At 70.1% G+C, this 24,446-nt stretch carries 23 protein-coding genes and 1 pseudogene; 8 read left to right on the top strand and 16 right to left on the bottom strand.

Annotated features, from left to right (window positions below):
* Positions 1 to 181 precede the first annotated feature (181 nt).
* Entirely contained in the window at positions 182 to 493 is a 312-nt protein-coding gene (locus AC07EG_RS24210) for a DUF3099 domain-containing protein (protein ID WP_478255449.1), read from the bottom strand.
* A 1,080-nt stretch (positions 494 to 1,573) separates the two neighbouring features.
* On the opposite strand from AC07EG_RS24210, the gene AC07EG_RS24215 reads away from it, so the two are divergent.
* Positions 1,574 to 2,770: a Fic family protein gene (locus tag AC07EG_RS24215; protein ID WP_478255450.1), complete on the top strand. Its 1,197-nt coding sequence runs from the start codon at positions 1,574 to 1,576 to the stop codon at positions 2,768 to 2,770.
* 173 nt (positions 2,771 to 2,943) lie between these two features.
* Here AC07EG_RS24215 and AC07EG_RS24220 read toward each other — a convergent pair whose 3' ends face one another.
* The gene (locus AC07EG_RS24220) at positions 2,944 to 4,092 is read right to left on the bottom strand and encodes a tetratricopeptide repeat protein (protein WP_478255451.1); all 1,149 of its coding nucleotides are present in this window, start codon (positions 4,090 to 4,092) and stop codon (positions 2,944 to 2,946) included.
* A 1,152-nt stretch (positions 4,093 to 5,244) separates the two neighbouring features.
* Between AC07EG_RS24220 and AC07EG_RS24225 the strand changes: the two genes are divergently transcribed.
* Positions 5,245 to 5,592, top strand: coding sequence for a hypothetical protein (locus AC07EG_RS24225; protein WP_478255452.1), 348 nt, complete (start codon positions 5,245 to 5,247; stop codon positions 5,590 to 5,592).
* Between the two features lie 162 nt (positions 5,593 to 5,754).
* On the opposite strand, the gene AC07EG_RS24230 is transcribed toward AC07EG_RS24225, so the two are convergent.
* From AC07EG_RS24230 to AC07EG_RS24240, 3 genes are all read right to left on the bottom strand, one after another.
* Entirely contained in the window at positions 5,755 to 6,942 is a 1,188-nt protein-coding gene (locus AC07EG_RS24230) for an FAD-binding oxidoreductase (protein WP_478255453.1), read from the bottom strand.
* Entirely contained in the window at positions 6,939 to 7,280 is a 342-nt protein-coding gene (locus AC07EG_RS24235; RefSeq protein ID WP_478255454.1) for an FAD-binding oxidoreductase, read from the bottom strand. The genes AC07EG_RS24230 and AC07EG_RS24235 overlap by 4 nt, the downstream gene beginning before the upstream one ends.
* 94 nt (positions 7,281 to 7,374) lie before the next feature.
* Entirely contained in the window at positions 7,375 to 7,572 is a 198-nt protein-coding gene (locus AC07EG_RS24240) for a hypothetical protein (protein WP_478255455.1), read from the bottom strand.
* A 443-nt stretch (positions 7,573 to 8,015) separates the two neighbouring features.
* Here AC07EG_RS24240 and AC07EG_RS24245 point away from each other — a divergent pair, with 443 nt between their 5' ends.
* Positions 8,016 to 8,345: a DivIVA domain-containing protein gene (locus AC07EG_RS24245; RefSeq protein ID WP_478255456.1), complete on the top strand. Its 330-nt coding sequence runs from the start codon at positions 8,016 to 8,018 to the stop codon at positions 8,343 to 8,345.
* A gap of 8 nt (positions 8,346 to 8,353) precedes the next feature.
* On the opposite strand, the gene AC07EG_RS24250 is transcribed toward AC07EG_RS24245, so the two are convergent.
* The 6 genes from AC07EG_RS24250 to AC07EG_RS24275 are packed head-to-tail and all read right to left on the bottom strand — an operon-like array spanning position 8,354 to position 15,713.
* On the bottom strand, positions 8,354 to 9,301 hold the full coding sequence (locus AC07EG_RS24250) for an EamA family transporter (RefSeq protein WP_478255457.1): 948 nt from the start codon (positions 9,299 to 9,301) through the stop codon (positions 8,354 to 8,356).
* Positions 9,302 to 9,988 (bottom strand): thioesterase II family protein, encoded by a 687-nt coding sequence (locus tag AC07EG_RS24255; protein WP_478255458.1) that lies wholly within the window; start codon positions 9,986 to 9,988, stop codon positions 9,302 to 9,304.
* Positions 9,985 to 13,602, bottom strand: coding sequence for an amino acid adenylation domain-containing protein (locus AC07EG_RS24260; RefSeq protein ID WP_478255459.1), 3,618 nt, complete (start codon positions 13,600 to 13,602; stop codon positions 9,985 to 9,987). Before AC07EG_RS24260 ends, AC07EG_RS24255 begins: the two co-directional genes overlap by 4 nt.
* 25 nt (positions 13,603 to 13,627) lie before the next feature.
* Entirely contained in the window at positions 13,628 to 14,452 is an 825-nt protein-coding gene (locus AC07EG_RS24265; protein WP_478255460.1) for a class I SAM-dependent methyltransferase, read from the bottom strand.
* 39 nt (positions 14,453 to 14,491) lie between these two features.
* Positions 14,492 to 14,722: an arginine deiminase family protein gene (locus AC07EG_RS24270; protein WP_478255461.1), complete on the bottom strand. Its 231-nt coding sequence runs from the start codon at positions 14,720 to 14,722 to the stop codon at positions 14,492 to 14,494.
* Positions 14,682 to 15,713, bottom strand: coding sequence for an arginine deiminase family protein (locus AC07EG_RS24275; RefSeq protein WP_478255462.1), 1,032 nt, complete (start codon positions 15,711 to 15,713; stop codon positions 14,682 to 14,684). The genes AC07EG_RS24270 and AC07EG_RS24275 overlap by 41 nt, the downstream gene beginning before the upstream one ends.
* Before the next feature lie 447 nt (positions 15,714 to 16,160).
* On the opposite strand from AC07EG_RS24275, the gene AC07EG_RS24280 reads away from it, so the two are divergent.
* Positions 16,161 to 17,597 carry an FAD-dependent oxidoreductase gene (locus tag AC07EG_RS24280; RefSeq protein WP_478255463.1) on the top strand — a complete coding sequence of 479 codons (1,437 nt, stop codon included), beginning with the start codon at positions 16,161 to 16,163 and terminating at the stop codon, positions 17,595 to 17,597.
* Positions 17,594 to 18,196 (top strand): TetR/AcrR family transcriptional regulator, encoded by a 603-nt coding sequence (locus AC07EG_RS24285; protein ID WP_478255464.1) that lies wholly within the window; start codon positions 17,594 to 17,596, stop codon positions 18,194 to 18,196. The genes AC07EG_RS24280 and AC07EG_RS24285 overlap by 4 nt, the downstream gene beginning before the upstream one ends.
* Before the next feature lie 71 nt (positions 18,197 to 18,267).
* On the opposite strand, the gene AC07EG_RS24290 is transcribed toward AC07EG_RS24285, so the two are convergent.
* Complete coding sequence (locus AC07EG_RS24290; RefSeq protein WP_478255465.1) at positions 18,268 to 18,462, bottom strand: LppU/SCO3897 family protein; 195 nt, start codon at positions 18,460 to 18,462, stop codon at positions 18,268 to 18,270.
* 132 nt (positions 18,463 to 18,594) lie between these two features.
* Positions 18,595 to 18,930 carry a winged helix-turn-helix transcriptional regulator gene (locus AC07EG_RS24295; RefSeq protein WP_478255466.1) on the bottom strand — a complete coding sequence of 112 codons (336 nt, stop codon included), beginning with the start codon at positions 18,928 to 18,930 and terminating at the stop codon, positions 18,595 to 18,597.
* A 64-nt stretch (positions 18,931 to 18,994) separates the two neighbouring features.
* On the opposite strand from AC07EG_RS24295, the gene AC07EG_RS24300 reads away from it, so the two are divergent.
* The 3 genes from AC07EG_RS24300 (at position 18,995) to AC07EG_RS24310 (ending at position 22,641) form a co-directional block, all read left to right on the top strand.
* Positions 18,995 to 19,855 carry an NmrA family NAD(P)-binding protein gene (locus AC07EG_RS24300; RefSeq protein ID WP_478255467.1) on the top strand — a complete coding sequence of 287 codons (861 nt, stop codon included), beginning with the start codon at positions 18,995 to 18,997 and terminating at the stop codon, positions 19,853 to 19,855.
* A gap of 886 nt (positions 19,856 to 20,741) precedes the next feature.
* Positions 20,742 to 21,353 (top strand): GNAT family N-acetyltransferase, encoded by a 612-nt coding sequence (locus AC07EG_RS24305; protein ID WP_478255468.1) that lies wholly within the window; start codon positions 20,742 to 20,744, stop codon positions 21,351 to 21,353.
* Positions 21,354 to 21,501: 148 nt separating this feature from the next.
* Positions 21,502 to 22,641, top strand: coding sequence for an epoxide hydrolase family protein (locus AC07EG_RS24310; protein WP_478255469.1), 1,140 nt, complete (start codon positions 21,502 to 21,504; stop codon positions 22,639 to 22,641).
* A gap of 467 nt (positions 22,642 to 23,108) precedes the next feature.
* Here the strand turns inward: AC07EG_RS24310 and AC07EG_RS24315 are convergent, their stop codons facing one another.
* The 3 genes and pseudogenes from AC07EG_RS24315 to AC07EG_RS24325 all read right to left on the bottom strand — a co-directional run bounded on the left by AC07EG_RS24315 (position 23,109) and on the right by AC07EG_RS24325 (position 24,362).
* Positions 23,109 to 23,231 (bottom strand): hypothetical protein, encoded by a 123-nt coding sequence (locus AC07EG_RS24315; RefSeq protein WP_478255470.1) that lies wholly within the window; start codon positions 23,229 to 23,231, stop codon positions 23,109 to 23,111.
* A gap of 63 nt (positions 23,232 to 23,294) precedes the next feature.
* Positions 23,295 to 23,417 (bottom strand): annotated as a pseudogene (locus AC07EG_RS24320) (nitroreductase family deazaflavin-dependent oxidoreductase); the annotation flags it as partial.
* A gap of 165 nt (positions 23,418 to 23,582) precedes the next feature.
* On the bottom strand, positions 23,583 to 24,362 hold the full coding sequence (locus tag AC07EG_RS24325) for a glucose 1-dehydrogenase (protein WP_478255471.1): 780 nt from the start codon (positions 24,360 to 24,362) through the stop codon (positions 23,583 to 23,585).
* Between the last annotated feature and the right edge of the window lie 84 nt (positions 24,363 to 24,446).

A 24,446-nucleotide genomic window follows, 5' to 3' on the forward strand; every position in this document is an offset into this window, starting at 1 on the left:
CCAGTGGTAGGGCGACCTTGAACACCCCGTCGGCGAGGTTCGACAACGCGGAGGAGAACCACAGGCGCCAGTAGGCACCCCCCAGTTCGATCACGCCTGGAGGATGCCACGGCTGAAGCTCTGCACCTGCCGCATCCACCCAGCGGCACCGGGGTGGGCGCGGCCGGTCCGGCGGTGCCGGTCAGGCCGAGTCGATGACCCGGTGCCGGCCGTTCTCCAGTTGCTTCGGGTGCCGCTCCAGCGTGCTGACCTCCTCGGTCTTGCGCGGTGGCCGGTCGTTCGCGATCAGCACCGCTATCCACGGCACCGGCACCGAAGCGGCGAGCAGGACCAGCGCCAGCCACCAGGTGCCGTGGAAGAGCCCGGCGAGGACCAGGCACGGGATGCGGCACGACATCAACAGCAGGTACCGGCGCTTGCGGGCGGCGAGTTGCTCCTCGTACGAAGGGGCAGCGCCGGTGATCAGCACAGGCGCGGCGCCGGTCGTCGTCATGGCGGTTCCTTCCGGTCGGCCGGATCGGTCCCGCTTCCGCCCAGCGAAGACCTCAGGGGAGTCGGCCTGCGAGCGGAAACGGGAGAGTGGGGGCCGGTACGGGGGTCGCCTCTCGGCGAGTGGCACGACACGGCTCCGGCGTGACCGGTATTCCGTGAAGGCAAGGGGTGAGGCCCGGGGACACCACCGTACCGACAGTCAGTACAACGCTTGGGCGGTGCAGGTGTTCCGGCCGCGGGGCCCTGGAACATGTGACGTCCATCCCGTCGCCGCCCCGCACCGATGGCGCTGGAGCCGTGTGTTCCGCGCGAGCGGGCCACGCGGCGAGACAAGAAGGCAGATGGCGATGGCGGCCTCGAGACCCGCTGGTGACCGGGCGGGGTGCTGTACGGGTGCACCGCGGTGGCATTGGCGAATTGCCCGGGGAGTAGCAGTTGTGAATCTCTGATGCGCCTGGGTTTTGCCCCTTGCGGCGTACGTACGTATCTTTCGCTCGTGTATTACTTCGGGGCCAGCGCGATTGACAACACTTGCGCCGGTGGTTCAAAGTGACTTCATCTCGACAAGACCCGGGATCCCGCAAAGCGAGGTGAAATTTTCAAAAGCTCCGGTGCTGCGCACGGTGTTCGGGTGGATCGAAGCGCTGCGGCAGTCAGGGCCCGGGTACTCGGCGACCGCTGCGGGCCCACACCCACCGGGCCGGGCAGGGTGACGGTGGCGGCACCCGTAACAGTCCAACTGCACGGCTGCCCGCCTCAGCAATGCGGTAGGTGTGCCGACTCACTCAATGTGGTGGTTTCTCGTTAGGCCATACGTGGATGACCGCACGCGGTGGACCACTTTCAGTCCGCACTTTTCGCGCAAGCCGCCGTCGCACGCACGTCTCGGCGTCCCTCCTGGCGGGACATCTCCGGCCTACGCAGCACGCTGAACAGCAGAAAGTCGCCGCAACACCCGCAGGGAAGCCAAAGATACCGCGCCGAGCTGGAGGAATCGCTTCTGACACCGAGTGCAAGTTGATCTTGGAAGACCTTTATGAACCTGTTGCCGCCCATCGGTGTCCTGGACCAGGCTCCCTCCATGACCAACGAACCACCTGCGGGTAGCTGGGTGCCCATCGAGGACACCCGCGGATTTCCCGCAGTGATCAACCGTGAAGGCGCCTGGGTTCCCCCTCCCCTCCCCGCAGACTTCCACCTGCACTCGCGGACCCATCGAGCGCTCGCTTCCGCGGAACAGGCGCTGGGACGGCTCGATGAGGCCGCCAACCGCCTCCCGGACCGATCCGGGCTGAAGCGGTCGACCCTGCTCCGCGAAGCGCAGAGCTCAGCGGCTCTGGAGAACCACCACGTGGCCCTGGAAGAGCTCCTGATCGCCAAGGTCCGCTCGAAGGTCACCGAGAGCAGCGTCGCCCCGGTCGTCCAGTACCTCAGTGCGACCGAGCAGGCGTTCACCGCGGTCCAGGACGGCGCGCCGGTCGACTTGGGACTCCTGCGCCGCATCAGCAATCTGCTCGTCCCCGCCACCCGTGGTCAGCCCCTGCCCGATTGGCGGCAGGACCTGACCTGGCTCGGCGGCGCGACAGCCGACACCGCGGTGCTGCTCCATGTTCCCCCGGGACCGCACCTGCGGGAATGCGCCGAAGACTGGCAGGCGTGGAACAGCGCCGAGCACGACATCCCGCTGGTCGGGAAACTGGGCCTTGGGCACCACCGCCTGGAGCTCGTCCACCCCTTCGCCGGCGGGAACGGCTACATCAGCCGCGCCTACGTCAACCTCGAACTCGTCGCGAGCAAGGTACTGCGCGACCCCGTTCTGCCGTTGTCAGTCTGGTTCGAACGCAAACGCGACGACTACCACACGATCCTGCGGCACGCGGTCCTCAGTGGGAACTACGAGGATTTCCTGATGTTCTTCGCCCACGGGATACGCAGGCTGTGCGAGGAGCAGATCGACCTCATCAAGAGGATGGAAGACCTTCGCGCCCAGCACCTGGCGGCGACTGAACGCAGCGGAGGCAACGCCGCCAGAGTCGCCGGCGGCCTCATCAGCGAACCCGTGACGACGAACAAGGACATCGCCGAACGCTACAACATCTCCCGGAAAGGCGCGACCGACGTGGCACGGCAGTTGTTGCGCAAGGGTTTGCTCGAGGAATACCAGCCCGGGGCGCGCCGGAACAAGATCTACGTGTGCCGCCCGGCCCTGGACCTGCTCATTTTGTGCGACCCCGCTCCGCCCGCGAAAGACCGTGCGGTTTTTGAAACCGACAACTGAACACGCATTGCCCTCCATCCCCGCCACTCATCTTTTCCGGAGAATCCCATGTATTTTCCGTCTCGACGCCACCAGCCGCGACACGCCGCTCCCCGGCGGCGAGTAGTACCTCCCGTTCGCTGGGTCGGTGCCGTGGTGCTCGTGCTCTTGACGCTGTCGCTCCTGTTCCGAGGCTAGATCCGTGGCTTCTCGAGCTGCTGGGGCAAAGGTGCTCCGTCCGGGGTGGCGAGTGCTGCCCGCACCTGGTCGGCGCGTCGCTCGTCCACGTCGACCAGACAGGCCAGGGCGTTGCTGAACGCCCGGCGAGCCTGGCCAGGAGCCTCGGTTCGCCACAGGGCCGTGCCCAGGGCGATGTGCACGTCGGCCCGTTCGGATCGCCGCATCCGCCGGCCCGCTGTGCTCGCGAAGTCCACGGCTTCGGTGAGTACCGCGACCGCGCTGCCGGCGTGACCGGCGGCCAGCTGCACCACGCCGATGCGCCACTGGGTCAGGGCCTTCTCCCGCGGGTCGCTCAGCTGCTGCTGGGCGGCAAGTGCGGTGTAGAGGGCATCGAGGGCCCGGTGCAGCCGTCCCCGAGCCAGGTACAGCCTGCCGAGTTCGGTGGCCACGGCGGCTATCTCGTGCCGGTCCCCGGCTTCCCGCCGTACGGACAGGGCGCGGATCCATTGCGCTTCAGCTCGCTGATGCTGATCGCGGCGCTGGGCGGCCTGTGCGCTGAGGCCGAGCAGCCGAGCCAGAACATCCGGTTTCCGGCTGCTGATGGCGGCGTCTTCGCCGGAGTCGGACAATCGGGCTTCCCACCCGGGGTCTTCCTGCCGCGCCGCGAACGGCCACCATGCTGACACCAGCTCGGTCGCACGGTCGTGCTCGTGGTGCCGGCTCAGCGCTTCGGCCAGCCGGGGAATGAGCTCGTGGTGTCGCTGCAGCCAGGCCAGCGGCGAGCTCGATTCCGAGTGGGCCGAGCTCTGCTCAGCTGCCTCGATTTCCTCCAGTGACGACCTGGCGCCATCCACCAAGTGGCGCGCGAGGAGAACGAGTGGCGCAACGACGGTGGGTGCACCGGTCGCCGGCGCGCTCGCGCGTCCCCGGTCCGTGAGTACGGCACGGTCGTCGTGGCGATCGATCAGCCGACGGTCGGCCAACTGCGCACAGCTGCCGCTGACCTGCTCTTCCGGCAGGTTCGTGGCCGCTGCCAGCAACTGGGTGGCCACCGGAGCGTCGAGGGCCACCAGGATCGCCAGCAGCGTGTCAGCGATGCCGGTTGACCTGTCGCCGGCATTCGCTCGCTCGTCCACCACCAGCCAGACCCTCTCCTCAGCCAAGCCCCGACTCTCAGCTGCAGTTCGCGGCGTCGCACCCCCGCAGGCCGGCCTCCTCGATCACTCACTCGTGTGACGACAGCGCACGCTGCTCCTGAGTCAACCATCCCATCCCGGTGCCGTGCACCCTCCCAACGGCTTGGTTTCTGAGTCGTTCGGCGGACGGATTCGTTCCACATGAAGATCATCTTTGTTCCACAAGAAGATCGTCGGTGTCAACCGCGGGAGTCTGTGCAGGCCAGGCCCACCCGGAGGCCGCTTCTTCACGGCCTGCCGCCTGGCCGCCTCGCCGCGACCGCGCTCCTGGTGCGCCGGAAGGTGTTCGAGCGCAGGCGGGGAGCGCCCCGGCAAGTGAACGGCGCGTCACGCAACGTGGCATGAGGCGGAGCCCCGATGTTCGAGGGCGCAGACCGCGGCGGTGCTTCGGCGATGCCGCGGGCAAGCTCAGACCGGGTTGCACCAGGAGCGTTGGCGAAGCTGCCCCGCGGTGGCCAAGGCGGTCCGCTCGGCGTTGTCCGATCTCTGCGGCTGCGCCGTTCTCCACGAGACGATGGCCCGCAGTCCGAGCACTCGGCGAATGGCCGGTCCAGCGCCGAAGCAGGTCGTTGCGCGCAACGCCGAGCAGCGCACGGACACTCGAGAAGTCCGCGGGCCCGGAGCAGCCTCGACCGCCGCTGCGACCCTGGCGATCGACTGGCGGCTCGTGCGGGTCACCCGCCACGTCCTCGGCAAGACCGGCACCCACCGAGGCGGAATGGGCCGAGTTCGAACGGCACTTCACCCTGCGCAAGGTCGCCTACGGCAACTGCAACGCCCCTACGGCACACCCCGCGCGCAACGAACACGCCTGCGTCCGCTGCCCCATGCTGCGCACCGAACCCAGCCGCCTGCCCCGGCTGCGCGCACTGGAGGACAACCTCACCGAGCGCGTCGCCGAGGCCCAGCAGCACACTGAACGGCTCGTCTCCGCTGGCATCACGGACCTTCCGCAGGCACTTGAACAGCCACTCCCGGCAAGCGAGACCGACCCGCGGGCGGGCGCCCCGCCGGTCGGCCTCGGCCCCCACGGCCCGCACGCCTCACCGGCCACACGACAATGTGGACCTGGGATATTGCCTGCAGGCGGTCATCGCCTGCGAACCCGTGCTTCGCGACTTGGCCGACACCATCGCGGAGGCGCGCATCGCGCCCCTCGACCAGCACCTGTCGCTGTTGCCCATGACCGACGCGTTCTTCGACGCGGTCACCGTCCCCGGGGCTCCGAAACTCGACGGATTCCGGAAGGCTCCTGCTGGCTTCGGCAGTGCGCTGGCAGCGTGTTCGGCGAAGGGCCCCGCGGCTTACGTCGAGGCCGAGTTCTTTGGCGGAAACGGCACCCAGATCGCGCAGGTATGGAAAAATGGGAAGGTGGTCCTCGGCCCCCTGCATCTGGCGGAGGACGAACCATTCCCGGTCATCGGTAGCCCGATCTCCCTGATCGCGACACGCCGCCTCCGCACTTGACTTGAGGCAGGGAAACGAGCCGGGACCGGAGTACGCGAATGGACCCGCGCACCGGCCGGCGGCGGAGTCGGCCGCGCGCAGATCGCCGAGATCGGGCAGGCGGGCGGCCAGGGCGCGCTCGGCGTGTGTGGGCGCCCCGGGCGTGCCGGGCACCCGGGGTCCTCAGTGCCGGTTGCCGGGCGGGCGCGGTAACCGGATGGATTGGCTGTGCCGGAAGATGTCGTGCGGGTCCCAGGTGGCTTTGACCGCCTGCAGCCGCGGGTAGTGGTTCTTGTAGTACAGCGCCGACCACGGCACTTTCGAGGTGTTCCACGCCGGGTCGCTGATGTCGACGTCGGCGTACCCGATGTAGCAGCCGTCGGTGTCCGCCCCGGGTGCGGGGACACCGCCGGTGCCGCGGTAGACATCGGCGTAGAACTTCCGGATCCACCCCAGGTGCTTGGCGTCGTCTTCGGGATCGGTCCAGTAGGTCTGGTACTGCAGCTTCAGCACCGAGTCGCGCTGGGCCACGGCTGTGTCGGCCGGTTTGTTGACGTTGCAGCCGTAGGAATCGACCTGGAGCAGGGCTTCCTTGTTGTCGTAGCTGGTATCGGTGAGGTGTTTGCGGAAAGCGGCGATGTGGCGGGGCGTGAACGCGGTGCGGTGGTATGCGGACTTGTACTTGCCGCGCCGGTTCTCCCCGGAACTGTTGAGCGTCTGGGTGGCCTGGATCCACGGCATCGTCCGGCCCTGGACCGTCAGCGGCTGGATCGGGGCGTGCTCGCCCACCTGCAATCCGTACTGCCCGGCCTTCGCCGTGACCCCGCCCAGGATCGCCTGGTAGAACGCGGCCAATTTCGCGGAGCTGTCGTTGCCGGTGGCATCGAGCTGCACCACCAGCCCCAGTTCCTTCTTGCTGGCGTGGGTGAGCTGCAGGATCGCGAACAGGCCGGCGTAGGGGTCGTCCGGTGCGGAGTGGGCGGCGAAGAAGTTGCCGTAGTTGTTCACCAGCCGGGTGAACCCCTCCCCGTCATTGGTGAGCAGTTCGCTCCAGCTGAACTGGGCGCCGCTGAGGATCACGTTCTTCGGGGGCTGGGGCAGATCGCGCAGCCAGTAGCGGGTGACCACGCCGAAGTTGCCGCCGCCGCCCCCGGTGTGGGCCCACCACAGTTCCCGATCGGCCGAGCCCGCGGCATCGTCGCGGCCGACGGTCACCGCCTTGGCCTTCTTGCCGTCCGGCACGACCACGACCTCCACCGCGTGCAGGTAGTCCACGGTCAGGCCGAACTGACGCGACAGCAGCCCGAAACCACCACCGCAGATGTGCCCGCCGGCGCCCACGGAATAGCAGGACCCGCCGGGCAGCGTCACCCCGTGGGGCGGTAGAGGTGGTTGTTCATCCGCCAGTTCGTCGCACCCGCTTCCACGCAGTACGCGCTCCGGCCGGCGTCCCAGTAGACCCGGTCGAGTCCGCTGAGATCCACGATCACCTTCACCTCGTCGTTGCAGACGAAATTCTCGTAGCAGTGTCCTCCCGACCGTACGCTGATGCGCTGCTTCTTGCCCACGGCCTCGGTGACCACGTCCACCACGTCCTGCGTGGACCCGACGAGGGCCACCACCTCGGGCTTGGCGACCCAGCGCTGGTTGAAGCCCTGGCTCAGCGCCTCATAGCGCTGGTCTTCACGGGTGATTCTGACCAAGGACATCGTCGGCCTCCGACGTTGATGGGAATTCCGGTGACAGGCATCCGGCTGGACGCGGACTTTCGCCCCCTGGCGCGTCCCGGCCGGGTGTGGACGCTCAAGAGACGGAGATGGACGTGCCTTCCTCGACCCTCATGCCGGTGAAGGTGTTCAACGAGTCGTGGCGGGCGGCCCCGTGGCAGCCATGCCCGCGGTGGATTCCCAGCGCACGGTCGGTGAGGTTCTGCACCACGGACTCGGTCCGGACGTCGAAGCAACCGCGGGGATCGTCGTAGTGCCTGCCGTTGATGATCACGGTGCCCTCAGCGGCACTGGCGGCGCCGCCAGTGCGGTGACCACGGCTGCCGGCGTGGCGAGCAGGGTGCGTCGCATGGAATGTTCTCCTATGAGCGTGTGTGGCCGGGCATCCTCGACGTCCGGACTCGTACGCGAGCCGCGCACGACTCCGGATAGCCGCCCTCGGCACCACTATGCGGTCACCCACCCGCACGGGCCTCCCCCACAGGAGACCCACTCCTGGACAGGCCCGTCCGCGGTCGAACACAGCAGAAGAAGGACCCGGGACGGTGACACTTCGTGAGCGGAATACCGCTCTGAACGAGAACGGTGGTGCATTCAGCGGCGAGGTGCTGTGGATCGAGCCGCCCGGGGCCTCGATGCCCGGGTCCTCACGGGCCGTTATGCGGAGGTGGTGCGAGTTCCTCCGGCGTGGACCCGGATTGTGACAAGGTGCGTGCCATGACGCCGGACGACGCACGCGATGCCAGGTTCTCGAAACCCTCTTTCGGGAAACGCGGTTACGACTCGGCCGCGGTCGACGCTCTGGTCACGCGCATCGAGCAGACCCTCCGCGGCACCGACCGCCTGACCGCCGCCGAGGTGCGCGAATCCTCGTTCGGCAGAGCCCCGGCCGGGCAACGCGGTTACCGCGAGGACGACGTGGACACCTTCCTCGACGCCGCCGAAGCGGAACTCCGCCGACGCGAAGAATCCGCCCAGCGCGCTGCTTCTGCCCAGTTCGCCCCTCCGCTCGAGCGGTCGCGCGGAGGTTGGTGGCGCCGGGGCTGAATGGTTCGTCAGGGCGGTGCCTGCGCGCTCGCCGCGGTGTCCGGCCGGGTCTCGGCCGGTCGGCGTTCGCCCCACAGGACGAGGATGACGGCGACGATGATGAGCGCCCCACCGGCCAGGATGCCGGGTGTGAGGTGCTCGTCGAGGAGGAGCCAGCCCAGTAGCAGCGCGATGGCCGGGTTGACGTAGGCGTAGGTCGTGGCCACCGAGACCGGGGCGTGGGTGAGCAGCCAGATCAGCGAGCCGAACGCGAGGATCGAGCCGGGGCCGATCAGGTAGAGCAGCGCCCACCAGGAGGCACCGGACCAGCTCGCCGGGTTCGGGTCCTCACCGGCGAGCAGGCCGATGGCGATCAGCAGGGGACCGGCCACCAGCATCTGCACCCCGGCGGACAGCAGCGCGTTGCCGGGCAGTCGCACGCGCGGTGTGCAGAAGGAGCCGATCGCTTCGGCGATCGCGGCCGCCAGCACGATGACCAGGCCGGTGAGGGCCACCGGCCCGCCCCAGCCCGACGGCGCGAGCAGGACCGCCACGCCGCTGAACCCGGCGAGCAGGCCCCAGAGCACCACCGGCCGGGGGCGTTCCCTGGCGACCAGCCGGAACACCGCCACCCACAACGGCATCGAGGCGATCACGAGCGCGGCCACGCCGGAGGGCACGGTGCGCTCCCCCAGGGTGAGCAGGCCGAGCCCGCCGCCGATGATCAGCACCCCGATCACCGCGGCACCACGCAACTCCTGGCGGTTCACCGGGAACCAGCGGCGGGTGCGCGCCACGCACCACCCGTGCAGCAGCACCCCGGCGACCAGGAACCGGATCCCCGCCCCCGACAGTGGCGGGATCGTCTCCACCATGACCCGGATGGCCAGGTAGGTCGAGCCCCACACCAGGTAGAGCACCAGCAGGTTGGCCCCGATCAGCCAGCCGGAACCGGGAGGGCGGGCCTGGCCGGTCACTCACACCTCCAGGTCGCGGGCGATCGCGCGCAGCAGCAGGGGACGGGCGGTGCTCAGGTAGAAGTGGTCCCCGGGGAGCAGGCGCCGCCGGAACCCGGCGCTGGTGTGCTCGGCCCAGTCGTCGAGGTCGGCCGCCGCGACGGTCGGGTCGTCGCGCCCGGCGAACGCGGAAATGGGCAGGTCGAGTGGTGGTCCCGGCTGGTGGTCGTAGGTTTCCGCGAGCGCGTAGTCGGCCCGCAGCCGGGGCAGCAGGACCTCGCGGCTGCCCGGGTCGGCGAGCAGGCCCGGCGGGACACCACCGAGTTGCTCGACCTTGGCGACGAATTCGTCGTCGGAGAGGTGCCGCTGCTCGTCGTGCTGCTTCGCCGCCCGGGACGGGGGCACGCTGCCGGAGACGAACAACCTCATGGGCGCGTTCCCGGCGGCAGCCCTGGTTCTGGCCAGTTCGAAAGCGACCACCGCTCCGACGCTATGACCGAACAGGGCGTGCGGCAAAGCGGCGGGTTCACCCGCCAGGGTGTCGACGAGCTCGGCCATCCGGTGGCGGGGTGCGGCGTCGTTGCCGTCGCGGCCGGGCAACCGCACCGGCCGCACGTCGAGACTCGCCGGCGCGTCCTCGCGCCACCCCGCGTACGCCGAAATCCCGCCACCGGCGTGCGGCAGGCAGTACAGCGTCACCGGCGTCATGAGGTCTCCCCCGTCAGCGCGGCGGCGAGGCCCCGCACGGTGGGCCGGCGCAGGAAGGTGCCCAGCGGCACGGTCGAGCCCAGTTCCTGGCCGATGCGGTTGATCAGCCGGGCCGCCTGCAGTGACGTGCCGCCGAGGTCGAAGAAGTCCTCGTCCGGGCCGACGCCGGGTACGCCGAGAACCCTGGCCACCAGCTCCCCCATGGCTCGCTGCTCGGGCGGGAGCTCCCCGCTCGCGGCCGGTGTCGCGGTGGTGTGCTCGGCCAGCAGCGCGGCGCGGTCGACCTTCCCGCTGGGCGCTTGCGGCAGTGACGGGCGCGGGTGCACCGCGGCGGGCACCAGGTGCGCGGGCAGCCGCTCGCCCAGCCAGGCACGCAGGTGACCGCCGTCCGGGTCGGCGCCGTTCTCGGCGACGACGAAGGCTTCGAGCCTGGCCGGGGTACCGACCGCGCAGACGACCGCCTGCCGCACGTCCCGGTGGCCGCGCAGGGCGTCTTCGACCTCACCCGGTTCGACGCGGAAACCGCGGATCTTGACCTGCTCGTCGAGGCGGCCGAGGAACTCCAGCGCGCCGTCCGCGCGCTGCCGGACCAGATCGCCGGTGCGGTACATCCGGCCGCCGCCGGGGTGGAACGGGTCCGGGACGAACCGTTCGGCCGTCAGCTCGGGCCTGCCGTGGTAACCGCGGGCCACCCCGGCCCCGGCGACGTGCAGTTCACCGGGCATCCCGGCGGGCACCGGCAGTCCCTCGCCGTCGAGCACGTGCACGCGGACGTTGCTCAGCGGACGGCCGATCGGGATGCCGCGTGCGACGTCCCCGGTGGTGACGCGCCAGGAGGTGACATCGACGGTGGCTTCGCTGGGCCCGTAGAAGTTGTGCAGTTCGGCCGTCGTGCGCTCGAAGAACCGGGCGCACAGCGCGGAGGTGAGTTCCTCGCCGCCGGAGAACACGTAACGCAGCCGGGGGCAGTCCGCGAACCCGGGCTCGAAGTCGAGCAGCACGTCGAGCAGGCTCGGCACCAGGCCGAGCGCGGTGACCTGCTCCTCGGCGAGCACCTGCATCAGGTAGGCCGGATCGCGGTGCCCGCCGGGTTTGGCCAGCAGCAGCCTGCTGCCGGCCAGCAGCGGGGCGAAGATCTCCCAGACCGAGATGTCGAAGCTCAGCGAGGTCTGCTGCAGCACCGTGTCGGCCGGGCCGAGGCCGAAGGTGCGCTGGTCCCAGCACATCCGGTTGACCACCCCGGCGTGTTCGACTTCGACGCCCTTGGGCCGCCCGGTGGAGCCGGAGGTGTAGATGACGTAGGCGAGGTCCCGCGCGGTGGCCCGCCGCGGCGGATCGGGCTCGGGTTCGCCGCCGCCGAGGTCGAGGTCGTCCAGCGTGAGCAGCAGCCGGTCCCGGTCCGGCAGCCATTCCCGCATCCAGTCCTGGGTGCACACGATCCGGGCGCCGCTGTCCTCGATCATGTAGGCCAGCCGCTCGGCCGGGTAGTCCGGGTCCAGCGGCAGGTAGGCGGCCCCGCTCTTGAGCACCCCCAGCACCGACACGATCATCTCGGCCGAGCGCTCCAGGCAGACACCGATGAGGTCGCCGGGGCCGGCGCCGTGCTCCCGGAGCAGTTTCGCGAGCCGGTTGGCCCGGTGGTTCAGCTCGCGGTAGCTCACCGTCTCACCGGAGGCGGCCAGCGCGGGGGCGTCCGGGTGAGCACGTACGGCTTCTTCGAACAGCTCGTGCACGCACCGGTCTTCGGGGAAGTCCGCCGCGGTGTCGTTCCACTCCGGTCGTGTCCGGCGCGCGGCCAGCTCCCCCGGTGCTGGGCCGGGTGTGGTCGCCCGCCGTGGTCCGGCGGGCACGGTGACTTCCGGCCCAGCCAGCCGGCCCGGCGGGCCGGGCAACCCCGGCATCGCCACGGCGTGGCGGTAGCAGTCCGCCGTCCCGGACTCCTCGGTCAGCCCGAACGCGCCGTGCACCTGGATGGCCCGCAGGCACGCACGCACGCTGTCGCGGGCCGCGGCGGCGAGCAGCATCGTCGTGTCCGCGCCGGCCTGGCTTCCGCTGCCGGCGGCCTCGCACAACTCGGCCAGCCGGGCGGCAAGGGCGTCCAGGCGCACGACGTCCGCGGCCAGCGGCAGGCTCACCCCTTGGTAACCGGCGATGCGCTCGCCGAACTGCACCCGCTCCCCCGCCCTGGCCGCCGCCAGGCCGGTGGCCCGGCGCGCCAAGCCCAGCAGATATCCGGTGTGGCTCAGCGAGGTGCCCAGTGCCGGGTCGGCGGCGAGGGTGTCCGGTGGCAGTCCCGCCCGGCCGACTTCCTCGGCCAGTGCCACCGTTTCCGCTTCTCCCGCCCCGATCCCGCCGTCTTCTGCCGGGCGGGCCGGCGGCAACCAGCCCTCTCGGGTGCCGCGCGCACGCAGTGCGTCCGCGGGGTGTGCCGCGTGCGTCGCTTCGGTGGCCGCGTCGGCGAAACGGCGGCGGAGCTCCCGTCGCCAATCCACCGCCGGGCCGCTTCCGCCACCACCGGTGACCGGATCGAGCACCGCGGTGGCGACCGTGCCGAGCAGGATCTCCGAGGTGCCCGCGGCCAGGGTCAGCCCGGGGGCCTCGTGCACCGCGGCGGTGAGTGCGGAACCGGGCTCGGCGAGTTGCCAGTGCAGCAGTGCCACTTCCTGCGCGAGTTCACTGGCTCGCCACTTCGCCGCCGCGAGATCGGCGTCGGTGCAGTGCCCGGCGGCCAGCGATGCGACCGCGCGGTCCGACAGCGCACGGGCGGCTTCCAGATCGGTGTCCAGCTCGCGAAGCCGGTACCGGTGCGCGGTGTCGTCCGGCCGCAGCCGTGCGGCCAGCAGGTCCAGCCAGCGGCGGGCCCGGCCGTAGAAGCAGAGCCCGGTCCGTTCCGCGCCGAGCGCCCCGCCGATCAGCGGCCAGCCACCGCCGGGCTCGCCGATCACCGCACCGGCGTCCAGCGCGACCTGGTCGAAGGTGACCTTCGTGAAAGCTTCCGGGTTGAGCGAACCGACCCGCTCCACGGTCACGCCCGGCGCGTCCAACGGCACCAGGAACAACGTGATCGAGGTGAAGCGCCCGGCTCCGCCCGGTTGCGCGGAACCGGTGCGGGCCGCGCAGATGCCGTAGCCGGCGAGGTCGGTGCGTACGTTCCAGGTCTTGGTGCCGCTCAGCACCCAGCCGTCCCCGGCCGGTACCGCCGTCGTCCGCAGGGAACCCAGGTCGGAACCGGCCGAGGGTTCGCTGTAGAGCACGGAGAAGAAGACCTCCCCCGCGGCCATCGGCGGCAGGTGCCGCGTCCGCTGCCGGTCGGTGCCGGCGGCCAGCAGGGTCGTGCCCGCGTTCTCGATGGTGTTCACCCGTGCGGTGTCGGGGACACCGGCCAGCGCGAGCTCCTCCGCCACCGCCGCCGCGTCGGCGATGCCGCCACCGCGCCCGCCGTACTCGCGCGGCCAGTCCGGCGCGAGCAACCGCGCTCGTCCCAGTGCGCGGTAGGTGCGAGGGGCCCAGGGCAGGCCCCGCCCGGCGCAGTCCTCGGCCTCCGCCCGGTGCTCGGGTACCCGCAGGATTTCCCGGACCTCTTCCCGCAGCCCCGCCGTCGAGCGCACCATCATCGATCCACCTCCCCGTGCCCGGAACTCAGCTGTGCACCGCCGGCTTCACCGCTTCCATCAGCAGGTGGTACCCGAGGTGGTTCAGCGGTGGCAGGTCGCCGAGCAGGGTCTCCAGCGTCCGGACCGCACCGGCCACCTCGGCGGTCTCCAGCACGGAGTCGGCCAGCCAGGCCGAGAGCGGGATGTTGCCGCGCAAGGACACCGGGACCAGCCCGGCCACGGCGGTCAGCCGCTTGAGGTCGTCGGGCGAGAAGCTGTGCCACGGCGCCCGCAGTTCATCGCCCTCGCCGGTCCCGGTGAACACCAGTTCCTTGTTCTCCACGTCGGTGATGTCCACCGTGGCGAACCGGTCGGCCGAGCTGAACCGCTCGAACACGGAGTTCTTCACCCCGAGGATCAGCCGCCCGCCCGGCCGCAGCACCCGGCGGACTTCGCTGAAGACCCGCGGGTGGTCGGCAGGCGGCACGTGCATCAGCGCCAGCATCGACACCACCGCGTCGAAGGAGTTGTCCGGGAACGGGAGCGCGGCCATGTCGCCCTGCTCGAAGCGCACCTCGAGTTCGGCCTCGGCGGCCTTGCGCGCGGCCTGCTCGAGCATCGCTTCGGTCAGGTCGAAGCCGGTGACCGCTTTGGCCCGGCGGGCCACCGGGATGGTGATTCTGCCGGTGCCGCAGCCGATGTCGAGCACTTCGTCGTCGGCGGTGACCCGATCCAGCACGAACGAGATCTCGGTGTCGGAGAACGTGGCATCGAGCGCGGTGAAACCCGGGATCCGCTCGTCGTACTCACCGGCGATCCTCTGGTAGATCCCGGCGATCAGATCCTTCTGCTGACTCGTGTTCGCCTTCACGGTGTTCCTTTCTCGGTTGTGGCCGCCCAGCCGGAATGGCTAGGGGTCCCGGTGCAGCGGGCACGACAGGCAGCGGGGGCCGCCGCGCGCCCGGCGCAGTTCGGAACCGGGTATCCGGTGCACCCCGATCCCGTGCCGTTCCAGGTGGTCGTTGGTCAGTTCGTTGCTTTCGCAGGCGATCACTTCGCCCGGCGCGACGGCCAGCACGTTGCAGCCGTCGTCCCACTGTTCACGGCGGTGGTTCCCGCCGCCTCGCCCCGGCTCGAGCACCCGCAGTGCCGGGCCGCAGCGTGCCCACCGGCCGCCTGCCGAGCTCGGAGGACATCACCACGGCGTCCTTGTCCACAAAGGACACCAGGGTGTCCAGGTGGATCGTCGCCCTGGTCCGGGGCAGGTCCACCACCACGAGCCGGTCGCAGAGTTCACGGGTGAACAGTTCCTCCGCCAGTGCTTCCACCGCCGCCGCGCACGTCCGGTCGCCGACGCCGACGGCCGGCGCGCGGCCGGACAACACGAGCAGGTCGCCGCCCTCGATGGGCATCGACGGTGGCAGCGCCTGGTTCCAGCACCGCTCGGCGCGACCGGCGAACCAGGGGTGGTGCCGGTACAGGGCCGCGACGAGGTCGACCTCCCGCGCCCGCGCCCCGGTGCGCATCCGCCCCAGCAGGTAGCCGTCCCGGAACCAGGCGGAGGTGTCCCTGGTGAACATCTGGTTGGGCAAGGGATCCAGCAACCGCCACGGCCGATGCCGCCACAGGGAGCCGGTTCCCGAAATGCAGCGCGGGACCCCATCACTGGGAATTCCGCCCAGCAGACTTCGCACCAGCATTTCCGCGGGCGACTCCGCCAACCAGGAAACCACTTCGCCACGCGCCCGTGGCGGGACCCGCGCACCGGCCATGGCTTGCGCGGCCAGGTTCCTGCCGACTTCTTCGTCCCGGCAAACCTCGGTGAGCCCCTCACGCAAGTCCAGGACCGCGACCCCGCGAGAGCGCAATACCTTCGTGAAAGCCTCGTGTTCCTCCCCGGCCCGTTGCGGCCAGAACAATTCGTCGAACAGGAACTCGGCGTGGTCGTCCGGGGTCAGGGTATTGAGCTCCCCGTCCGGGCTGTGCACCAGTACCGCACGCAATTTCCCTGTCTCGGATTCCACGTTTTGCGCATTGAGCAGCGAACTCGATCTCACACCGGCTTCCTCCCCCGTGCCTGGGACTCGGGGAGCGGATAGACCTCGAACCGGCCGGGCAAACCCGGCCGTCACAGAAATAACGTTAATTACCCGTTCGTTGTAAGCAAAACACTATCCGTGGTTGGCCAAGGCCAGTTCCAGGCCGCGCCGCGAAACCGCTGGTTGCCTCGGGGACGAAATGATCAAAATGGCGATCACGGCCTTCGGAAACCCGGCACCTAGGCCGAATGGCGTGGGCAATCGGCAACGTCCGGCCGCGTGATGCGTGGCTGTGGCCAGCCGGTCGAGCCGACCAGCACCAGCCCGCACCCGACCGGCCGGCCCGGCACCGAGACGCATCTGGCGATCACGGCACCCGACTCCGGAAAGGCTGGCCCGCCATGGCCGTCGACGACACCGCGTGGCCCGCGCCGCCGCCCTGCTGCCCCCTGCGCCGAGCGCTCCCTGCTCACACTGCGCTTCACCCGCGAAGCCGCCCGGACATTACGATACGCCTACGACTAGGTATATGATATCCGCATGAACGTGTTGATCGTGGGAGCGGGACCGACGGGCATGACGTTGGCGTGCGGCTTGGCCGCGCAGGGTGTCGAGGTGCTGCTCGTCGACCGGGCTGCCGGACCTGCCGAGACCTCGCGGGCGAACATCCTGCACGCGCGTGGCGTCGAGGTCCTCGACCGGCTTGGCGCCCTCGGCGACCTGCGGGACCGGTCGCTCGAGCCCGCCGGCATGCGGATGCACGTCGGCGGCAGGCCGATCGCCACCATGCGGTTCCTGCCGGATCGGCGGGAGCGAACGCAGGCGTTGTTCGTGTCGCAGGCCTCGATCGAGGCCGAACTGCGCCGGCGGCTCACCGAGCTGGGCGTGCCCATCCGGTGGGGGACCGAGGTCACCTCCCTCGATCAGGCTCCGCCCGCCGACTGGGTGGTCGGGTGCGACGGTGCTCGCAGCACGGTCCGCGAACTCGCCGGGATCGACTTCCCCGGCGTGCCGGTCGCCGAGCGGTTCCTGCTGGCCGACGTCCACGCCGACTGGGACCGCGACCGCAGCGTGTCCGCCGGCTGGTACCACCGGGACGGCATGCTGCTGGCCATGCCCATGCCCGGCGCGCCGACCCTGTGGCGCCTCATGGCCGACGTACCGCACGACGGCCAGCGGCTCGCCGGCGACCAGGTGGTCGAGCAGTTGCGGCAACTCCTCGTCGAGCGCGCGGGTCAGTCGCCCGTCGGGATCCGCGAAACCGTGTGGGCCTCGGTGTTCCGCATTCACCGCCGGCTGGCGGCCGACTACCGCCGCGGCCGGGTCCTGCTGGCAGGCGACGCGGCGCACACCCACAGCCCGATCGGCGGCCAGGGCATGAACACGGGCATCGGCGACGCGGAGAACCTCGCGTGGAAGCTGGGTTTGGTGGTCCGCGGCCTGGCCGGCCCCGAACTGCTCGACACCTACGGCGCCGAACGCCGTCCACTGGCGGCGGACGTCCTGCGCAACACCACGGCGAACACGCGGCTGCTGCTGGGCGAGACGGCGCTCACGCGGTTCCTCCGGGACCGGGTGGTGGTGCCGCTGCTCGGCAGCCCGGCTGTGCAGCGCCGCGCCACCCGGGTGGCGTCGCAGTTGTGGGTCACCTATCGGCGCGGTCCGCTCGGTGGCCGCGGTCCGGCGCCGCGGCCGGGTGATCGCCTCCCGGATGGCGAATACCAGCGCACCGGCGGAACTCGGACACGGCTGCACGCGGAGCTCGGCCCGGCGTGGGCCTTGGTCGGCGGCTCGGCCGAGTTGCTGGCCGAGGCCCGCGAAGCGCTGGGCGAGGTGACCGGCCTGCGAGGGGAGGGCGACGCCTTGCTCGTCCGCCCGGACGCTCACCTCGCCTGGCGCGGCCGTGATCCGGCCGCGCTGCGGGATCGGCTGGCGGCGATGCTGCGGGCGCCGGGCGTTGGCACAATGCGGCCATGACTTCCGCACGCACCGGCCCCGGCCGTCCCCGCGACCCGCAGGCGGACGAGGCGATCTTGCGGGCCGCCGTCGAGCTACTGGTCGAGCGCGGTGTTGAGCGGACGAGCATCGAGCAGGTCGCCCGGCGGGCCGGGGTGGCGAAGGTGACCGTGTACCGGCGGTGGAGTTCGAAGGAAGAACTGTTCGCCCAGGCGCTGGAGTCCACGCGTGAGCAGGTCCGCGCGGTCGACGAGGTCGGCGGTCCGCTGCTCGACGTGCTCGAAGAGCTGCTGCCCCGGTGGGGTGAACTGCTGACCGACCCCGGCGTACGGGTGCTGACCGCCCGGATGATCGGCGCCGGGCCGGACCACCCGGAGCTGCTCTCCACGTACTGGCGCCACCACCTCGAGCCCCGCCGCGAGCGGGCCCGGGAGACCCTCGACCGCGCGAAGCGGGAGGGCTTGCTGCCGGCCCTCACGGATGTCGACATGGTGATCGACCTGATGTGGGGGGCCGTCCTGCACCAGCTGGTGCTGGCGCCCGGCGACCGCTCGGCTTCGGAGCTGACTGCCTACCTGCGCCGCATGCTCCGGCAGATGGGCATCGCCCTCCCGGAGTGAGCACCGGCCCGATCCACACCTACCGGCACCGTCCTGGCCGGGCTCCGCACCAACTGCGACCCCGAGGCCCACTACGCCGGAGAGGTCAGGCAGATGATGTGCGGCGGCTGGGTGTAGACCACTTCGTCGAGCGGGCAGCGGGTGCGGTCGACCTCGTTCTCGTGCACCGTGACCTGGACTTTCGCCGCAGGGTCTGCACAGGCGGTTTTCCGGGCGTCCGGAAGGGCGTCGTCGTAGGAGTCCGCCAGGCAGTCACCGGTTCGCACGTTGACTGCTGCTCATCGGCATGTTCTCCCGGAGGTCTCGGCCAAAGATCCTGGCAGCCGGGCAGACCTGGCTTACGCCAGCAAGGTCTACCGGTGACCTCGCAGCGATACCGCGCGGACGCTACCCGGGTGTCACACCGTGACACCCGGCTTCCGGTCCGGGACTGTCGCGGCCCAGGCTGCCATGGCCTCCAGCACCTCACGCAGCCCCTCGCCGAGAGGGGTCAGCCGGTATTCGACCCGCGGGGGGATCTCCGCGTAGGTGGTGCGGGTGACGATGTCGTGCGCCTCGAACTGGCGCAGCCGGCTGGTAAGGGTGTGCGGGCTGATGCCGGGCAGCGCTTCGCGCAGCTCGGTGAAGCGGTGGGGACCAAGCAGGAGTTCGCGCACGATGAGGGTGGCCCAGGGACCGTTGAGCAGGGCGAGGAACCTGGCCACACCACACTCGGGAAGACTCGCGTCGGACATTTTTTCGATGCTATTCCATTAGTGCAGTTGATGTAACTGGTGCATCGTATGCCCTAATGGGCTCATGACCTACGTGATCCACGGCGCCACCGGCGCCCAGGGCGCCCCTGTCGTTGCCGCGCTTTCCGCTGCCGGCGAGACCGTGACCGCTCTCAGCCGTACCTCCGACGCCGTCGTGAGCGGCGCCCGGACGGCCTCAGCCGACTACTCCTCCACCGCGGAACTGACCCGGGCCTACCGGGACGCCGATGGCGTGTTCATCCACCTGCCGCTGGCCCCGGAAGAGGACCGGCGGACCTTCGCGCGCAACGTCGTCGAGGCGGTCCGCACGGCCCGGCCGGCCCGCGTGGTGTTCTCCACCAGCGGATTCCCGATCGACCCCACCGGAGGGGACGCGATCTCCACGCTCGTCGGCGGACTGGCCGGCAGCGGGGTATCGCACGCGGTGATCGCGCCCGAGCTGTACCTGGAGAACCTGCTGGCGCCCTACGTCCTCGATTCGATCCGCGAGCGGGGAGTGCTGCCCTACCCGCTACGGGACGACTTCCCGGTTTCCTGGTCGTCACACCTGGACGTCGCCGACGTGGCAGTCGCCTTGTTCAGGCGGCCGGAGATCACCGGCATGGTCTCCGTCGGACAGTACCCGGCGCTCACGGGGCCGGAGCTGGCCGAAGCGTTCGCCGCCGGGCTGGGCCGGGACGTGGTCTTCGAGTCGATCACGCCCGAGGAGTTCCGCGCCTCCGCCGCACCCCTGATCGGGGAGGGACCCGCCGCCGACGTCGCGGAAGGCTACCGGGCCATGAGCGCCTTGCCGGGCCGTTCAATCACCTTCGAACGTTCCGCCCAGGAACTGCTCGGCGTGGCGCCCCGGACCGTTGCCGAGTGGCTGGCCGCCTTGGCGCCGATGACCGGCGTCGGTCGCTGACACCGGTTCCGGGGCAAGTACGGTCGACCACGACCCCGTTGTGCCGGGAGGGGCGCGGTGGCACGTCAGGAGCCACCCGCCCTTCGGCGGGGTGCTTCGTATTGTCGGCCAGCAGGTCGCCTCGCCGGTCCAGCCGTGAGTTCGCGTGGCCCGCGCGCACATCTCACGCCGGAGCCGGGCGGCCCCATGAGGACGCTGAACTGCCCCGCAATCCCGGCGTGGGCCGGGCACATCGGGGCGGACACGAGTCTCCGGGGCAGAAAACTCAATCCTCCGGTGGAGGGAGGTGATCACGGCTCCCCATCAATCCACGACGACGAAGTCACTGCCCGCCGAACCTGCCGCCCCGCTCGACCACGTGCTGGGCGGCCGGAGCAGTCCCGCCCCCCTTGAGTTCGCAGGCTGAAACCCTAGGTGGAGCCGGGCTGACCGAGTGCCCCGCTGCCGGAAGCGCCACGGTCTTGCCCGGGAAGCGGGCACCCCGCATCCGCGCGAACTCCAGGTCACCACGCCGAAAGACGAGAACGCCAAGTCTGCGTGAACGCGCAGCACGGTGACGACGGTCTTGCGAAGACGTTGCTGGTGACCGCAGCCGGTCGCTACCGGGGCCGCCTTCGTCAGCATGGCGGTCGAGCCGGTGAGCTGTCGGAGGCGTTCACCCCCGGTGGCAACAGTTGGCGTCGCAGCGCCACGATCGGCTTGATGACGGTGTCGTGGTTGCCGAGCCCTCCGGCAACACCTCCGGGTTGGTCGCCCGGCCGGGGTAGCTGCCGGCCTCGACGCGGCCGCAGCGGCGCCGCCGGCTTCTTGCCACGCCGGTCCCGCGGGGTCAGCCTGACGGCAAAGTCGTTCGCCACAGCATGAATTCACTGCTTTGATCGCGACCATGACCTCGATCTGGACCGGGCGCAAGGTTCGCCTGCGCGGCATCGAACCCGAAGACTGGCAGGCATTCCAGCACTTCGACGAGCACTCGGCGAACATGCGTGACGCGGACATGATCCACCCGCCCCGCTCGGCTGCCGGCTACCGGGAATGGGCAGCGGACCAGGCCACCAAGCAGGCAGTGGGCGAAGAGTTCATGCTCGCCATCGAGGCACGTGCGGACGGGACCCTCGTCGGCACACTGTCCACGAGCGACATCGACCAGCGCGCGGGACGCTTCAGCTACGGAATCAGCATCGGCCACGACCACCAACGGCGTGGCTACGCCACCGGCGCCATCACCCTGCTGCTGACCTACATGTTCGGCGAACGCCGCTTCCACAAGTGCGAAGTCGGCATCTACGCCTTCAACGAAGCATCGATCGCGTTGCACGAGAAGATCGGTTTCCAGACCGAAGGCCGGCTGCGCGACCACGAATACTTCGCAGGCTCCCACCACGACTTGGTCGTGATGGGACTGACCATCGACGAGTTCGCCGCACAGCACCCCTTCACCAAGCCCCGACAACACGCTCAGCCGGCCACACGTCCGGACGACCCCGCCGGTTCCTGAACCGGAGCACTCGGCCAGACGCGAATTCGAGGCAGTACCCATCCCGACATTCCTGACTCGGCGTCCATGCCGCCACAGGAGACGCCTGGACATCAAGCCGCGGCTTTCAGCCATGGATCGTCTCCACGTCGGCCGATTGACTGCGTGCATGGAGAAGTTCACCATTCGCATACCCGACGGTGTGTTGCGCGACCTGGCGCACCGGCTCGCTGCCACCCGCTGGGCGCCACCGATGCCGCAGTCGGGCTGGGGGTACGGAACCGACCAGGATTACCTGCGGGAACTGGTCGACTACTGGCGGACCGGGTTCGACTGGCGGACGCAGGAAACCCGCCTGAACCGGCTGAGCCAGTACCGGGCGACCGTTGACGGAACGGGCGTGCATTTCATCTGGGAACGCGGACAGGGACCGGATCCGTTCCCGCTGGTGGTGATGAACGGCTGGCCGAGCACGTTCGCCGAGATGGAACGGCTGATCCCGCTGCTGACCCACCCCGAGGACCCCGCGGACGCGTTCGACGTGGTGGTACCGGCACATCCCGGATTCGGTTTCTCGGACAAACCGGCCGCACCGGGCGATGTGTCGTACCAGCGGATCGCCGCACGCACGCTCACGCTGCTGCGTGATCACCTCGGCTACCAGCGGTTCGGTGCGGCAGGCGGGGACGTCGGGGGCAGCGTGGCCCTGCGGCTCGGTATGGACTACGCCGAGCACGTCGCCGGGGTGCACACCGACTCGAACGGCCTGATCATCTATCCGCTGGTTGCTCCGCCGGATGCCACCGAAGAGGAGCAGCCATTCCTCCAGAACGTGCTGAACTGGATGGAAGCCGAGGGCGCGTACTCCATGCTCCAGGCGACGAAACCGGCCAGCCTGGCGCCCGCGGTGCACGACTCCCCCGCCGGGTTGGCCGCGTACCTCGTGGAGAAGTTCCGGTCCTGGAGCGACTCCGCCGGGGAGGTCGAGCGCCGGTTCTCCAAGGACGACCTGCTCACCAACGCCACTGTCTACTGGGCGACGGAAAGTATCGGCAGTTCGTTCTTGGCCTACTACGACGCCGTGCACCACCCGCAGGAGGTTTCGGACATCGAGGTCCCGGTCGGTGCCGCGCTCTGGCCGGCTGATCCGGTCACCGGTGCCGCGCAGCCACCCCGGTCGTACGCCGAACGCTGGATGAACGTCCGGCGGTGGACCCAGATGCCGGCTGGCGGACACTTCTTCCAGCACGAGGAGCCCGAGCTGTACGCCCATGAGCTGCGGGAGTTCTTCCGCCCGCTGCGGAAGTAGTCGCCGACGGACACCGCGACCCGCCGTGGCGCGGGCCCTGGCCTGCCGATCCGAGCGCCCCGCGCAACACCGCTGCCCGCGCGGGGCTCCGAGCTGGATCCGTTCCGCGAGATGATCGGCAAGAGCGGCCGGGACACCTTGCTGACCGAGTCGATCAGTGCGGTCCTCAGGTCCCGGCCACGGCGGTGGTCACCCGCTGGCAGATGCCCCAGGTCGCTTTGACCTCGGCATGCTCGTCGACGGCGAACAGCGCCCGCAACCGGTGGCCGGTGCCGATCGGGCGCGTCGCCGACCAACCTCACCCGCTCAGCCGCCAGTGAGGCGTCCCGCCACACGTGCCCGCAGCCACCGCATCGGTACCGGTGGATCGTGACCAGCAGCTCGAGGCGCTGGCCCGATGACGACCCCACGTTCGTCGAGGCGGCCGAAGGTTGTCAGCTCGGGAATGGGCGAACGCATCCATGCGCTCACCGGCGGTGGCGGAAGCTGATGCGCATCAGCCGGCTGCCGGCCCAGTCTTCGAGCCGGGTCGGCCGGATGGTGCCGGGGTCGTGGGGCTGGTTGAGATCCGCGACGATCTCCGCCAGCACGGCCTGACGTTCGGCCGGGTCGGTGACCGGTGTGGCCCGTGCAGGCAGATCCGCGCGGATCCCGTTCTTGAGGTGGAAGGTGAAGCCGGGATTGGCGAGCAGGTTCGCATGCCAGTCGGTCGCGGCACCGCCGGCACCGCTGCACAGATACGTTGCGCCTGCGGCTCGGTAGAAGAAGATTTCGATGCGGCGTGGCCGGCCGGTGCGGCGCCCCCAGCGTCGTGATGTCGATGATCCGTTCGCTGGTGCCCGCGGCGGGGGTGATCTCGATGGCTCGCCGGATGCGGCCGGGCAGGTGGGACGACGACGCGTCCCGTGCGGAGCCGTTCCAGCCGGTCGTGTCCGGAGTGCTCATGCGGTCTCGGCCTGGAGGGCGGGGCCGAGGAGGAGTCCACCGTCGATGACGTACTCCGACCCCGTGATGAACGACGCGTCTGATGACGTGAGGAACAGGAGCAGCCGGGTGACGTCGGCCGGTGCTCCGAGCCGGGGGATGGCGAACGGCTCGGGTGAGTAGAAGTCGGCGATCGCCGCGGTGGCGCCGGCTGCTGGTTCGTGGATGAAGGGGGTCGCGATCACGCCGGGGTGGATGGTGTTCACGCGGATGTGGTCGCGGCCGAGCTCGAGCGCTGCCGTTCGGGTGAGACCTCGCACAGCCCACTTGCTGGCGACGTACGGCGCGTAGTGCGCCGTGCCGCCCAGGCCCATGGTCGAGGCGATGTTGACGATGGCTCCCCCTGCTGCGCGGCGCAGAGCGGGGGCGGCGACCTTGATGCCGAGGAAGGTCCCGGTGAGGTTGACGGCGAGGATGCGCGACCACGTGGCCTGGGCCGTCTTCTCGATCGGCGCCGGCGGGTTCTGGACGCCCGCGTTGTTGACGAGCACGTTCAGGGCGCCGAAGGCGCTCTCGGCGGCCAGCACGGCAGCGGACCACGAGCTCTCGTCGGTGACGTCGAGGTGGGTGAAGCGAGCGCGGGTCCCGAGCTCGTCGGCGAGAGCGGCGCCGCGTTCGGCGTCGATGTCGCCGATCACCACGTTCGCTCCCTCCGCGTGGAAGGCGCGCACGTGGCTCGAGCCCTGGCCACCGGTCCCACCGGTCACGAGCACGGTCTGATCGTCGAAGCGGGGCATCAGGTGGGTTCCTTCGGTACGCGGGTGGATGACCGGGATCACCAGTGATGAACGGCGGCCAGTGGTGAGCCGGGCGACTCACCT

This window comes from Amycolatopsis sp. NPDC045836 (assembly GCF_056431745.1).